General features: G+C 67.9%; 11 protein-coding genes. 2 read left to right on the top strand and 9 right to left on the bottom strand.

What is annotated here, in order from left to right:
- Positions 1-84: 84 nt before the first annotated feature.
- A complete protein-coding gene (locus tag LDL21_RS00465) occupies positions 85-1,233 on the bottom strand; it encodes a GTP-binding protein (RefSeq protein WP_225278346.1) in 1,149 nt (382 codons plus the stop codon).
- Between the two features lie 77 nt (positions 1,234-1,310).
- On the opposite strand from LDL21_RS00465, the gene thiD reads away from it, so the two are divergent.
- The gene (thiD, locus tag LDL21_RS00460) at positions 1,311-2,159 is read left to right on the top strand and encodes a bifunctional hydroxymethylpyrimidine kinase/phosphomethylpyrimidine kinase (RefSeq protein ID WP_225278345.1); all 849 of its coding nucleotides are present in this window, start codon (positions 1,311-1,313) and stop codon (positions 2,157-2,159) included.
- A gap of 114 nt (positions 2,160-2,273) precedes the next feature.
- Here thiD and LDL21_RS00455 read toward each other — a convergent pair whose 3' ends face one another.
- The gene (locus LDL21_RS00455) at positions 2,274-2,999 is read right to left on the bottom strand and encodes a TetR/AcrR family transcriptional regulator (RefSeq protein ID WP_225278344.1); all 726 of its coding nucleotides are present in this window, start codon (positions 2,997-2,999) and stop codon (positions 2,274-2,276) included.
- A 141-nt stretch (positions 3,000-3,140) separates the two neighbouring features.
- Between LDL21_RS00455 and LDL21_RS00450 the strand changes: the two genes are divergently transcribed.
- Positions 3,141-3,776, top strand: a complete 636-nt coding sequence (locus LDL21_RS00450; RefSeq protein WP_225278343.1) for a class I SAM-dependent methyltransferase — start codon at positions 3,141-3,143, stop codon at positions 3,774-3,776.
- A 127-nt stretch (positions 3,777-3,903) separates the two neighbouring features.
- Here LDL21_RS00450 and LDL21_RS00445 read toward each other — a convergent pair whose 3' ends face one another.
- The 7 genes from LDL21_RS00445 to LDL21_RS00415 all read right to left on the bottom strand — a co-directional run bounded on the left by LDL21_RS00445 (position 3,904) and on the right by LDL21_RS00415 (position 13,183).
- The gene (locus LDL21_RS00445) at positions 3,904-4,518 is read right to left on the bottom strand and encodes a TetR/AcrR family transcriptional regulator (protein WP_225278342.1); all 615 of its coding nucleotides are present in this window, start codon (positions 4,516-4,518) and stop codon (positions 3,904-3,906) included.
- A 4-nt stretch (positions 4,519-4,522) separates the two neighbouring features.
- Complete coding sequence (locus tag LDL21_RS00440; protein ID WP_225278341.1) at positions 4,523-5,305, bottom strand: enoyl-CoA hydratase family protein; 783 nt, start codon at positions 5,303-5,305, stop codon at positions 4,523-4,525.
- A gap of 178 nt (positions 5,306-5,483) precedes the next feature.
- Positions 5,484-6,644, bottom strand: coding sequence for an acyl-CoA dehydrogenase family protein (locus tag LDL21_RS00435; protein WP_067642048.1), 1,161 nt, complete (start codon positions 6,642-6,644; stop codon positions 5,484-5,486).
- Between the two features lie 71 nt (positions 6,645-6,715).
- Positions 6,716-8,713 (bottom strand): acetyl/propionyl/methylcrotonyl-CoA carboxylase subunit alpha, encoded by a 1,998-nt coding sequence (locus tag LDL21_RS00430; protein ID WP_225278340.1) that lies wholly within the window; start codon positions 8,711-8,713, stop codon positions 6,716-6,718.
- Between the two features lie 11 nt (positions 8,714-8,724).
- On the bottom strand, positions 8,725-10,323 hold the full coding sequence (locus LDL21_RS00425; protein WP_225278339.1) for an acyl-CoA carboxylase subunit beta: 1,599 nt from the start codon (positions 10,321-10,323) through the stop codon (positions 8,725-8,727).
- Positions 10,320-11,471 (bottom strand): acyl-CoA dehydrogenase family protein, encoded by a 1,152-nt coding sequence (locus LDL21_RS00420; RefSeq protein WP_225278338.1) that lies wholly within the window; start codon positions 11,469-11,471, stop codon positions 10,320-10,322. The genes LDL21_RS00425 and LDL21_RS00420 overlap by 4 nt, the downstream gene beginning before the upstream one ends.
- Complete coding sequence (locus tag LDL21_RS00415; RefSeq protein WP_225278337.1) at positions 11,468-13,183, bottom strand: acyclic terpene utilization AtuA family protein; 1,716 nt, start codon at positions 13,181-13,183, stop codon at positions 11,468-11,470. Before LDL21_RS00415 ends, LDL21_RS00420 begins: the two co-directional genes overlap by 4 nt.
- Positions 13,184-13,215: the final 32 nt, after the last annotated feature.

Here is a 13,215-nt window from a genome sequence, read left to right as displayed (position 1 = left end):
CCACGCTCCCCTCATCGGTGCGTGGGCCGAGGCCCATTCGAATCATGCACCAGCGCACCGACATGTGCGTAACGAAGTCGGCGATCAGTGGTGTTCGTGCAGGTCGCCCCAGGCGGGGAACGGGTCGTCGTAGGTCGCCCACACGGCCGCGCCCGCGGCGAATTCGGCATCGGTGAGCAGGGCGGCGGTCAGTTCGCGCCGCACCGCCGCCGCGTCGAGCCGCACGCCGATGAACACGATCTCCTGTCCGGCGGGCACCTCGAGCGCCGACCACCACGCGCCCGGTTCGAAGGTGAGGTTGGGTCCGGCCTGCGACCAGATCGCGGCCAACTCGGGGCGGCTGGCGATCCAGCAGAAGCCCTTGCTGCGGAGCATGCCGCGCAGGGTGGTCAGCGCGTCGGCCAGGCGTTGCGGATGGAAGGGGCGGTCAGCGGTGAAGGTGAGGCTGCTGATGCCGTATTCCTCGGTCTCGGGTGTGTGTCCGCCTGCCAATTCCTCTGCCCAACCGTCTGTTTCGGCGGCGACCACCGGGTTGTAGCGACCGGTGGACAGCACTTCACCCAGGTCGACGACCCCCTTCTCGGTGCGCAGGATGTGGGCGCGTGGGTTGAGCCTGCGCACGGTGGCCTCGACGGTCGCGGCGGCATTCGCACTGACCAGGTCGGTCTTGTTCACCAGCAGTACGTCGGCGAACTCCACCTGATCCACGAGCAGGTCGGCGATGGTCCGCGAATCACCCTCGCCCGCTTCGAGTTCGCGCTCGGCCAGGGCTTGGCCGCGCACCAGTTCGGCGAGGAACGTCGAGGCGTCGACGACGGTGACCATGGTGTCGAGGCGGGCCACATCGCCGAGGCGGAAGCCGTCCTCGAATTCCCAGTCGAAGGTGGCGGCCACCGGCATCGGTTCGGAGATGCCGGTCGACTCGATCACCAACTGGTCGAACCGGCCCTCGCGGGCGAGTCGTGCGACGGCTTCGATCAGGTCCTCGCGCAGCGTGCAGCAGATGCAGCCGTTGGTGAGCTCGACGAGTTTCTCCTCGGTGCGGTCGAGGTGGCCCTGACCCGCGACGAGCGCGGCGTCGATGTTCACCTCGCTCATGTCGTTGACGATCACCGCGACCCGGCGGCCTTCGCGGTTGGCGAGGATGTGATTGAGCAGGGTCGTCTTGCCCGCGCCGAGGAAGCCGGACAGGACGGTGACGGGCAGGCGGGTGGGCGAATCGGTAGTGGTCACCAGTTAATGATAATGGTTTTCAATTGCCGTAACCGGTTGGGTCCAGTAAATCGGACAGGCGGTCGTAGGGTTGGGGCGTGAAGATGTTGCCGCTCGCCCCCGATGGCCAAACTCCTGTTCGCGCGCTCACCATCGCGGGCACCGACTCCGGTGGCGGCGCGGGTATCCAGGCCGATTCGCGGACCATGGCCATGTGCGGGGTGCACGCCTGTGTCGCCGTCGCGGCGGTGACGGTGCAGAACACGGTGGGCGTCAGCGGTTTTCACGAGATCCCGCCACAGATCGTGGCCGATCAGGTGCGGGTGGTCGTGCGCGATATCGGGATCGGCGCGGCCAAGACGGGGATGCTCGCGTCCACCGCCATCATCGAATCGGTGGCGGCGGTGTGCCGCGAAGTCGGGATCGGGCGGCAGGGAACGGTGCCGCTGGTCGTCGATCCGGTCGCGGCGTCCATGCACGGCGACCCCCTGCTGCACGCCTCGGCGCTCGACGCCGTGCGCACGACACTCATTCCGCTCGCCACCGTCGTCACGCCGAATCTCGACGAGGTGCGCCTGATCACCGGCATCGAGGTGGTCGACGACCCGACCGCCCGCAAGGCCGCCGAAGCCCTGCACGGCCTCGGCGCGCAGTGGGCCATCGTCAAGGGCGGGCACCTGCGCACGTCGGAGACCAGCACGGACCTGCTCTTCGACGGCGACACCTTCCAGGAATTCAGTGCGCCGCGCATCGCCACCGGCAACGATCACGGCGGCGGTGACACCTTGGCCGCGGCCATCGCGAGCGCACTCGCCCACGGGTTCCCGGTGCCCGACGCGGTGGCCTTCGCCAAGGAGTGGACCTACCGCTGCCTGGCCGCGTCTTACGACCTCGGCGCTGGTCACGGGCCTGTGTCACCGTTATGGAGACTCCGCACAGATCGCTAGCGTGGCAATCGAAACTTGTCGGTGGGCGGGTCCATACTGAGGTCATCGCACCCCCACCGGCTCCAACGACGTAGTCGGCGAGAACAACGAGGTTCGTGCCGGGCGCGAGACGTTTCAGGCCGTGATAAAGGCGTCGCGCAATGGCTGTGCGGGGTCGATGCGCACGCCGTTGAAGCGCGCATGAGCTTGAGCCAGGGCCGAGATGCTCTCGGCCAGATAGTCGATGAACCGCTCCACGGGCATCGCCGACACCTCGCGCTGATTGGCGCCGAGCCACCAGTCCGTCGCCGAGGCGACCGCCCCGAAAATCGAATAGCTCACCAATTCGATGCCCGCCACGTCGACCGACTCGTCCGGCAGCAACCCGGCGATGAATTCGGCGGCGCGCCTGGCCGATTGGCGGGCGGCGGCCAAGGCCCGCTCGGTTTCGCGGGCCTGCTGGCTGAAATGGCTGTGCAGGATGAACCGGAAGACATTCGGGTGCTCCGACACCACCGCCACGTATTCGGCGGCCGCGCGACGCACCAGTTCGGCGGCCGAGTCGTGGGTGAGATCGATCCCGCCGAGCAGCCGCTCCCAGAGCATTTCGCGCACCCGGTCGACGATCGCGTTGTAGAGATCGGTCTTGTCCTCGAAGTGCCGGTACAGCTTGGGCTTGGCGGCGCCCGCCTCCTTGGCGATGTCGCCCATGCTCACGTCCGGGCCGTGCGCGTCGAGGGCACGGAAGGCCGCTTCGACGAATTCGATCCGCACCTGCACACGGTGCGCCCGCCAGCGTTCGGTGCGCGCGTCCACACGCCGGGCTGGGACCTCGTCGGCCTTCCGATGCACGCGCGTCACACTGGCAGTATCGCTGGCCACGCGGCGCGACACGCTGCCACCCCTGAATTTTTGCCGTACCGGCAAGGAAGATTGCCAGTAGACGACATCGGTGTGCACCATCGAGAACATCCGATCAGACCCGCACCATCAGGAGCTTCGATGACCGAGACCACCCCGACCGCCGAACAGTTCTGGGAAGACTTCTACCGGGAGCGCGACCAGATCTGGACCGGCAACGCCAACGCCACCCTCGTCCGCGAAGCCGCCGACCTGACGCCCGGCACGGCCCTCGACCTCGGCTGCGGTGAAGGCGGCGACGCCATCTGGCTGGCCACCCGCGGCTGGCAGGTCACCGCGGTCGACGTGTCGGCCACCGCCATGGCACGGGGCGCGCAGCACGCGGCCGATGCGGGCGTCAGCATCGAGTGGCAGCGCCACGACCTGATGGAGACCTTCCCTGAGGGCACCTTCGATCTGGTCTCGGCCCAGTTCCTGCATTCGCCGGTGGAACGTCCCGACGAACGCGCCCGCATTCTGCGGCGGGCGGCCGGGGCCGTGGCACCCGGCGGGTCGCTGGTCGTCGGCGGGCACGCGGGCTGGCCGACCTGGGCGGCCGACAATCCGCCGCATGCCGTCCACTTCCCCACCATCGACGAGGTGATCGAGCAGCTCGACCTCGCCCCCGGCGAGTGGCAGGTGGAGACGGCCGATTTCGTCACCACGCCGTCGACCAGCCCCGATGGTGTCGCGGGCGAGCGGTCCGACAGCGTTGTCCGCGTGCGCCGTCTCGCCTAGCTTCGCTACTCGCCTGGCTGCGCTACCTCGCCTAGCTAGCGGAGTCGCCCTGCTAGGGGAGTCGAAGGTGCCACGTGGGTGCCCCACCCGGCGGCGGTCGACCACCGAGGCGACGGCCACAAGGGGTTCAGTGGGCCAGGTTGAGGGCGTTGTGCAGAGTGGCGGCCCACTGGTCGACGATGAGTTTGCGGCGCGCCGAGTCGTCGGTGAGGACGTCGGCGAGGCCGAGACCGCGGGCCAGGTCGAGGGTGGCCTGCACGAGGTGGTGGGTGACCGGGTCGGAGTCGTCGACGCCGAGCGCTTCCACGGCGCGGCGGTGCGCGATGCGGCCGAAGCGGGCCTCGAGCGGGACGATGCGTTCGCGCAGGGCCGGGTCGGCGGCCGCGTGCGTCCACACCTGCAGCGCGGCCTTGAAAAACGGTGTCGTGTAGGACTCGATGAGCGCCGAGACCACGGCGCGGGTGCGGCCGATGCCCTGCGCGACTTCGCGCACCGTTTCGGCTTCGGTCTTGGCCTGGTCCATCCGGAACTCGAACATGTACTCGAGTGCGGCCGTGATCAGGTCTTCCCTGGTCGGGAAGTGGTGCTGCGCGGCGCCCCGCGACACTCCCGCCCGCTCGGCGACCACCGACACCGTCGCGGCGGCCCAGCCCATCTCGGCCAGGCAGTCGATGGTCGCCTCGAGCAGCCGCTGCCGGGTGGCCCGGCTGCGGTCCTGCTTCGGTTCGTGGGGTGTCGCCATGGGCTTATTGTGCCCAGCTCGGCGGACGCTTCTGGAAAAAGGCCGTCATACCCTCGATCACCTCGGGGGTTCCGAAGAACCCCGCCGAGCGCTGCGCGAGCTCCTCCACCCGGGCGTCGAAGTCGGCGAGCAGCGTCGCGTTGACGAGCTTCTTCGACTCCGCCAACCCCTGCGGCGACCCCTTGCGCAGTTGTCCACACAGGCGTTTCACCTCGGCCGCCGGGTCGTCGGCCGCGATGGTGACCAGCCCGATCTCCCGCGCCGTCGCCGCGTCGAACTTCTCCCCCGTGAGGAAGTAGCGACTCGCCGACCGCTGGTCCATGCGCGGAACCAGCGTGAGCGAAATCATGAACGGCGCCATCCCGATCCGCACCTCGGTGAGCGCGAAACTACTGCTGGGCCCCGCGACAACGAGATCGCAGGCACCGATGATGCCCATACCCCCGGCGCGCACATTCCCGTCGATCTGCGCGATCACCGGCTTGGGCGAGGTGAGAATCCCGCGCAACACGTCGATCATCACCCGCGTCCGCTGGTCGGCGGCCACCGCCGGATCGACGGTACTCGCCTCCTTGAGGTCCGCACCGGCACAGAACGTGTCCCCGGTGTGGGTGAGCACGATCCCACGCACAGCCGCATCCCCCGCAGCCCGGTCGAACCCCTCGAGCAGCTCGCGAACCAGCTTCGAGGACAACGCATTCCGGTTGTGCGGCGAATCGAAGGTCAGCGTGGCGAACCCATCGACCACCTCATAACGCACATAAGGCGCATCAGCCGATTCACTCATCGAAACAACTCCCATTCAGTCGCCACTAAATCCGCCATGACCGCACTCCCAACCCCGCACGACCCGACCCCGAGGAGGGTCCGCCGCGAAGCGGCGCAGCGGCCCTCCAGGGGCCGCGCTCGAGCGCGCCAGCGCTCCAATAAACACAGCCCCAATACCTCCTTCGAACACAAACCAATCAGTAGGACCGCGGCAGCCCCAAAGAGTGCTGAGCCACAAAGTTGAGGATCATCTCGCGACTGACCGGCGCGATCCGCATGATCCGCGCGGCCTGCAGCATCGCCGACAGCCCGACCTCCTTGGTCAGACCCGAACCGCCGTGAGTCTGGATCGCCTGATCCAGCGCCTTGATACTGGCCTCGGCGGCAGCGTACTTGGCCATGTTGGCCGCCTCGGCAGCCCCGAACTCGTCACCCGCGTCGTAGAGCGTCGCGGCCTTCTGCATCATCAGCTTGGCCAGCTCCAACTCGATCTTGATCTGCGCCAGCGGATGCGAAATGCCCTGGTGCGCACCGATCGGCGTCTTCCATACGGTGCGCTCCTTGGCGTATTCCACCGCGCGGTCGATGGCGTAGCGGCCAAGTCCGATGGCCATGGCCGAGCCCATGATGCGCTCCGGGTTCAGTCCGGCGAACAGCTGGGCCAAGGCCGCGTCCTCGGAGCCGACGAGGGCGTCGGCGGGCAGGCGCACGTCGTCGAAGAACAGCGTGAACTGGTTGTCCGGCTCGATGACGTCCATCTCCTGGACGTTCTTCACCAGGCCGGGCGCGTCGACGGGGACGATGAACAGCGCGGGCTTGAGCTTGCCGGTCTTGTGGTCCTCGGTGCGCGAGACCACCAGGATGGCCTCGGCCTGATCGACACCGGAGATGAAGATCTTGCGGCCGTTGAGGATCCAGTCGTCGCCGTCGCGGCGGGCGGTGGTGGTGATCTGGTGCGAGTTGGAGCCGGCGTCGGGCTCGGTGATGGCGAAGACCATCTTCGACGAACCGTCGGCGAGCTTGGGCAGCCACGTCTGCTTCTGCGCGTCGGTGCCGTACTTGGTGATGATGGTGCCGCAGATCGCCGGGGAGACCACCATCAGCAGCAGGCCCGCACCTTGGGCGGAGAGCTCTTCCTGCACCAGCGCCAGCTCGTACATGCCCGCGCCACCGCCGCCGTACTCCTCGGGCAGGTTCACGCCGAGGAAGCCGAGCTTGCCCGCCTCGTCCCACAATTCGCTCAGCGGCTCGTTCTTGCGCGAGAGCGGCAGCACGTAGTCGCGGTAGTTGTACTTGGTCGCCAGCGAGGCGACCGCCGCACGCAGCGCCTTCTGCTCTTCGGTTTCGTGGAAGCTCATGCTGAACCCTTCTGTCCTGACCCGGAGCCCTCCGTGGTCACGCTTCGCTACCGCCTCCGGGCTTGACCGGATCAGGACGGCTCCTGCTCTTCTTCCTCGACGACGGCGAGGACGGTTCCGACCTCGACCTGCTGGCCGACGGTCACGTTCAACGCACTGAGAACGCCGGTGGCCGGCGCGACGATGGTGTGCTCCATCTTCATGGCTTCCAGCCACAGGATCGGCTGGCCCTGGGTGACCTGGTCGCCCTCGGCCGCGCCGAGCCGAATCACACTGCCGGGCATGGGCGCGAGCAGCGAACCCGCCGCGACCTGCTCGGACGGGTCGGTGAAGCGCGGCAACCTGCGCACGGCCACCGGGCCGAGCGGCGAGTCGACGGCAACCAGGTCGTCGTAGCGGGCGATCTCGAACTGGCGGCGCACCGGCCCACGTTCACCCGGCACGGCGAGCACGACCCGATCGGGCTTGGCCGAGATCAGTTCCAGGCCGTCATGGCCCTCGACCGTCACGGCACCGGATCGATCGAACCGGTAGCGCACCTCGTGCGTGCCGCTGGTACGGCTCTCGTAGGACTTGCGCTGCGGCTCCGACGCCAGGTTGCGCCAGCCACTGGGCGCCAGCCTGCCGAAGCGGTTGGCGGCGTGGTTGGCGGCCGAATCCGCGAGCGCGGCGGCGACAATCGAGAGTGCCTCGTCGGCCTCGGACACCAGCGGCGCGGACAGCACGGTCAGGTCGTGGGTGGCGAAGAAGGCGGTGTCGGTGTCACCGGCGAGGAACGCGGGGTGCCGCAGCACGCGAACGAGCAGGTCGCGGTTGGTGACCAGGCCGTGCAGCTTGGACCGCTGGAGCGCGGTGGCGAGCAGATGCGCTGCCTCGGCGCGGGTTTCGGCGTAGGAGATGACCTTGGCCAGCATCGGGTCGTAGTGCACACCGACGACCGAGCCGTCGACGACACCGGTGTCGAGGCGGACACCCGGCTGCTCGAGCACGGTGAATTCGCCTGCGCTGAAAGGGATCTCGATCTTGTGGACGGGACCGCTCTGCGGCTGCCAGTCGTGCGCCGGATCCTCGGCGTAGAGCCGGACCTCGATCGAGTGGCCGCGCTGGGCGGGCTGCGTGGCGGGCAGCGGCAGACCGGACGCCACCTGCAACTGCAGGCGGACCAGGTCGAGGCCGGTGGTCTGCTCGGTGACCGGATGTTCCACCTGCAGACGGGTGTTCATCTCCAGGAAGAAGAAGTCGCCCTTTTCGTCGGCCAGGAACTCGACGGTGCCCGCACCCTCGTATCCGATCGCCTCGGCGGCCAGCCGGGCCGCCTCGAACAGGCGATCACGCATGCCGTCGATCTTCTCGACCAGCGGCGACGGCGCCTCTTCGACAACCTTCTGATGACGACGCTGAATCGAGCACTCACGCTCACCGACGGCCCAGGTCTTGCCGAAAGTGTCGGACATGACCTGGACTTCGATGTGACGGCCGGTCTCGAGGTAGCGCTCGCAGAACACGGTCGGGTCGCCGAAGGCGGACTCTGCCTCGCGCTGTGCGGCGGCGATCTGGTCTTGCAGATCACCCAGCTCACGGACCACACGCATGCCACGACCGCCACCACCGGCGGAGGCCTTGATGAGCACCGGCAGGTGCGCCTCGGTGACCTCGGCGGGATCGAGCTCGGCGAGGACGGGGACACCGGCGGCGTCCATCATCTTTTTCGACTCGACCTTCGAACCCATCTGCTCGATGGCGGCGACCGGCGGCCCGATCCACACTAGGCCCGAGTCGAGCACCGACCGCGCGAATTCGGCGTTCTCGGAAAGGAATCCGTAGCCGGGGTGGATGGCGTCGGCACCGGCCGCGAGCGCGGCTTCGATGATCAGCTCGCCGCGCAGGTAGGTCTCGGCCGGGGTGTTGCCGGGCAGCCGGATGGCGGCGTCGGCCTCGGACACGTGCGGGGCCGCGGCATCCGCGTCGGAGTACACCGCGGTGGTACCGATACCCATCCGACGGCAAGTGGCGAACACGCGGCGCGCGATCTCACCACGATTGGCAACAAGAACATTCGTAATGGCCATGTTGTCGCGCCTCACATTCGGAAGACGCCGAAGCCCTCGGCGCCCTTGATCGGTGCCGTGTGAATGGCCGACAGGGCCATCCCCAGCACGGTGCGGGTGTCACGGGGGTCGATGATGCCGTCGTCGAAGAGCCTGCCCGACAGGAACATCGGCATCGCCTCGGCCTCGATCTGCGCCTCGACCATGGCAGCGATACCGGCGGCGGCCTCCTCGTCGAACGGCAGGCCCTTGGCCTCGGCCGCGCCGCGCTGCACGATGGTGAGCACGCCGCCCAGCTGCGCGCCGCCCATCACGGCCGACTTCGCGCTCGGCCAGGCGAACAGGAAGCGTGGGTTGAACGCGCGACCACACATGCCGTAGTGCCCGGCACCGTAGGAGGCGCCGATCAGCAGTGAGATGTGCGGGACCTTCGAGTTGGCCACCGCGTTGATCATCATCGCGCCGTGCTTGATGATGCCGCCGTGCTCGTAGTCCTTGCCCACCATGTAGCCGGTGGTGTTGTGCAGGAACAGCAGTGGCGTGTTCTTCTTGTTCGCCAACTGGATGAACTGGGTGGCCTTCTGCGATTCCTCGGAGAACAGCACACCGCGCGCGTTGGCCAGGATGCCGATCGGGAAGCCGTTGATCTCGGCCCAGCCGGTGACCAGGCTGGAACCGTAGAGCGGCTTGAACTCGTCGAAGTCGGAGCCGTCGACGACGCGGGCGATCACCTCGCGCGGGTCGAACGGGATCTTCAGATCCGAGGGCACGATGCCGAGCAGTTCCTCGGGATCGTAGAGCGGCGAGATCACCTCCGCGCGCGGCTCGGGGCCCTGCTTCTTCCAGTTCAGCCTGCGCACGATGCCGCGGCCGATGCGGATGGCGTCCTGCTCGTCGGCGGCCATGTAGTCGGCCAGACCCGAAGTGCGGGCGTGCATCTCGGCGCCACCGAGGGTCTCGTCGTCGGAGTCCTCACCGGTGGCCATCTTCACCAGCGGCGGGCCGGCCAGGAAGACCTTCGCGCCCTCCTTGACCATCACCACGTAGTCGGACATGCCGGGGATGTAGGCGCCGCCCGCGGTCGAGTTGCCGAAAACCAGGGAGATGGTGGGGATTCCGGCGGCCGAGGCCTGGGTGAGGTCGCGGAACATCGCGCCGCCCGGGATGAAGACTTCCTTCTGCGTGGGCAGATCGGCGCCGCCGGACTCGACCAGCGAGATCACCGGCAGGCGGTTCTCCTTGACGATGTCGTTGATGCGCAACGTCTTCCGCAGAGTCCACGGGTTGGACGTGCCACCGCGCACCGTCGGATCGGGCGCGACGATCATGCACTCGACGCCTTCCACGATGCCGATACCGGCGATCGTCGACGCGCCCACGTGGAAGTCACTGCCCCAGGCCGCGAGCGGGCACAGCTCGAGGAAGGGCGAGTCCTCGTCGAGCAACAGCTCGATGCGCTCGCGGGCGGTGAGCTTGCCGCGCTTGTGATGGCGGGCCACCTTCTCGGGGCCGCCACCGGCGATGGCCTTGGCGAACTCGGCCTCGACCTCGGTGAGCTTGGTCGCCATCGCCTCCGCGGCGGCGGTGTACTCCGGCGACGCGGTGTCGAGGGTGGAACGGAAGGTCGTCACGACTGGTACCCCAATACTTTCGACGCCAGCATGGTCAGGATCTCGTTGGTGCCGCCACCGATGCCGATGATGCGGATGTCGCGGTAGATGCGCTCCACCTCGGACTCGCGCATGTAGCCCATGCCGCCGTGCAACTGGACGGCCTGGTTGGCGACCCATTCCACAGTCTCGACGGCGGTATTCTTGGCGAAGCAGACCTCGGCGATGAGGCCCTGCTCGCCGTTCTCCACGCGCTCCACCAGCGAGCGGGTGTACACGCGGGCGGTGTCGACGCGGCGGGCCATCTCGGTGAGCGTCATCTGCACCGACTGGCGGCTGATCAGCGGGCGGCCGAAGGTCTCCCGGTTGCGGCACCACTCGAGGGTGAGGTCCAGCGCGCGCTGGGCCATCGAGTAGGCCTGCACGGCCAGGCCGACCCGCTCGCTGACGAACGCGCTGGCGATCTGCGCGAAACCGGAGTTCTCGGCGCCCACCAGGTTGGCCGCGGGCACCCGCACATCGGTGAACGACAGCTCACCGGTGTCCGAGGCCAGCCAGCCCATCTTCTCCAGCTTGCGGGTGACCTCGAAGCCCGGCGTGTCGGTGGGCACGATGATCAGCGAGACCCCGGCGGCACCAGGCCCACCGGTGCGCACGGCGGTGACGATGAAGTCGGCGCGGCAGGCCGAGGTGATGAAGGTCTTGGCGCCGTTGATGATGTAGTCGTCGCCGTCGCGCACCGCCGAAGTGGTGAGGTGGCCGACGTCGGAGCCGCCGCCAGGTTCGGTGATGGCCAGCGAGCCGATCAGGTCACCGGCCAGGGTGGGCTTCACCCAGCGGTCGATCTGCTCCTGGTTGCCCGAGGCGATGATGTGCGGCAACGAGATTCCGCAGGTGAACAGCGATGCCCAGGTGCCGCCGGAGGCACCCGCGTAGTGGAACTCCTCGCCCACGATGACGCCGTCGATGGGCGAACCGCCCTCGCCGCCGGCGAATTCGGGGTACTCGATGCCGAGCAGGCCGAGTTCGCCTGCCTTCTTGTGCAGCTCACGCGGCAGGGCGCCTTCGCGCTCCCAGGAGTCCAGGTCGGGCAGGATCTCCCGCTCGACGAATCCGCGCACGGTGGCGCGCAGCTCTTTTCGTTCCGGCGTGTCCCATACAGATGTCATGCGAGCAGCTCCGTCGGCATGTCGATGTGGCGGGAGCGCAGCCATTCGCCGAGCCCCTTGGCCTGCGGGTCGAAACGCGCCTGGTAGGCGACGCCCTTGCCGAGCAGACCGGTGATGATGAAGTTGATCGCCCGCAGGTTGGGCAGTACGTGCCGGTTGACGTCGAGTTCGGCTGTCTCGGGCAGCAATTCGCGCAGCTTCTCGACGGTGAGGGTGTGCACGAGCCAGCGCCACTGCTCGTCAGTGCGCACCCAGACGCCGATATTGGCGTCACCACCCTTGTCGCCGCTGCGGGCCAGCGCGATGCTGCCGAGTGGGACACGACGGGTCTCGGTGGGCGGCAGCGGTTCCGGCAGAGCGGGTTCCGGAAGCGGTTCGAGGGCGCGAGTTTCCGTCGCAGCAGCGATGTCGACGCGGGTGCCGTCGGCGAGAACCGCGACGTGGGGTACCTCCCGCGCGTCGACATAGCCGGGGGTGAAGACACCGTAGGGCGAACCGTTGCCAGGTAGCGCGGTGAAAGTGCAACCCGGGTAACTGGCGAGCGCCAATTCCACAGCGACACTGGAGAACCCGCGACCGACTTTGTTCGGATCCGGGTCGCGCACCACACAGCGGAGGATGGCGCTGGCCTGCTCCTCGGTGTCGGCATCCGGACGGTCCAGACGGGCAAGGGTCCAGTTGATCTCGGCGGGCTTCACCGGCAGCCACGATTCGAGCTGCCGCTGTGCCAGTTCGGCTTTCGCCTCGATCTCCAGACCGGTGAGGATGAACGCCATCTCGTTGCGGAATCCGCCGAGGGTATTGAGCGAGACCTTGAGCTGGGGCGGCGGCGCCTCACCGGTGACACCGCTGATGAGAACGCGGTCCGGGCCCTCCTGGCTCAGGGCGATGCTGTCCAGGCGGGTGGTCACATCGGGTCCGGCGTAGCGCGCGCTCTGGATCTCGTACATGAGCTGCGCTTCGACCGTGTCCACGGTGACCGCGCCACCCGTGCCCGCGTGCTTGGTGATGACACTCGACCCGTCGCGACGGATCTCGGCGATCGGGAAACCGGGGCGGCCGAGATCACCGAGTTCGGTGAAGAAGGCGAAGTTGCCGCCGGTGGCCTGCGTGCTGCACTCGATCACGTGGCCGGCCACCACGGCGCCTGCCAGCTCGTCGTAATCTGTTCGGCCCCAACCGAAGTGGGCCGCCGCCGGACCGACGATCACCGAGGCGTCGGTGACCCGGCCGGTGACGACGATGTCGGCACCGGAGTTCAGGCACTCCACGATGCCCCAAGCGCCGAGGTAGGCGTTGGCCGTGAGCGGCTGGCCGAGGCCGAGCTCAGCCGCCCTCGCGACGAGGTCGTCGCCTTCGACGTGGGTGATCTTGGCGTCGAGACCGAGGTCGGCGGCGACCTTGCGTAGCCGCTCGGCCAGCCCGGCCGGATTCAGGCCGCCCGCGTTGGTGACGATCTGGACGTTGCGCTCGAGCGCCAGACCGAGGCACTCCTCGATCTGCTTGACGAAGGTCTTGGCGTAGCCGAGGCTCGGGTCCTTCATCCGGTCGCGGCCGAGGATCAGCATGGTGAGTTCGGCGAGATAGTCGCCGGTGAGCACGTCGAGGTCACCGCCCTCGAGCATTTCACGCATTGCGCTGAGCCGGTCGCCGTAGAAACCGGAGCAATTACCGATCCGGATGAGGTCCGGGTCAGCGGAGAGTGCACTCATGGCACCCAGGATCACATCGGTCCCGTAAAAAA

It is taken from the genome of Nocardia rosealba, from assembly GCF_020216065.1.
GTDB lineage: Bacteria > Actinomycetota > Actinomycetes > Mycobacteriales > Mycobacteriaceae > Nocardia > Nocardia rosealba.
The sequence above is the reverse complement of the archived record's forward strand: the minus strand, read 5'-3'. Positions and strand labels throughout refer to the sequence as shown.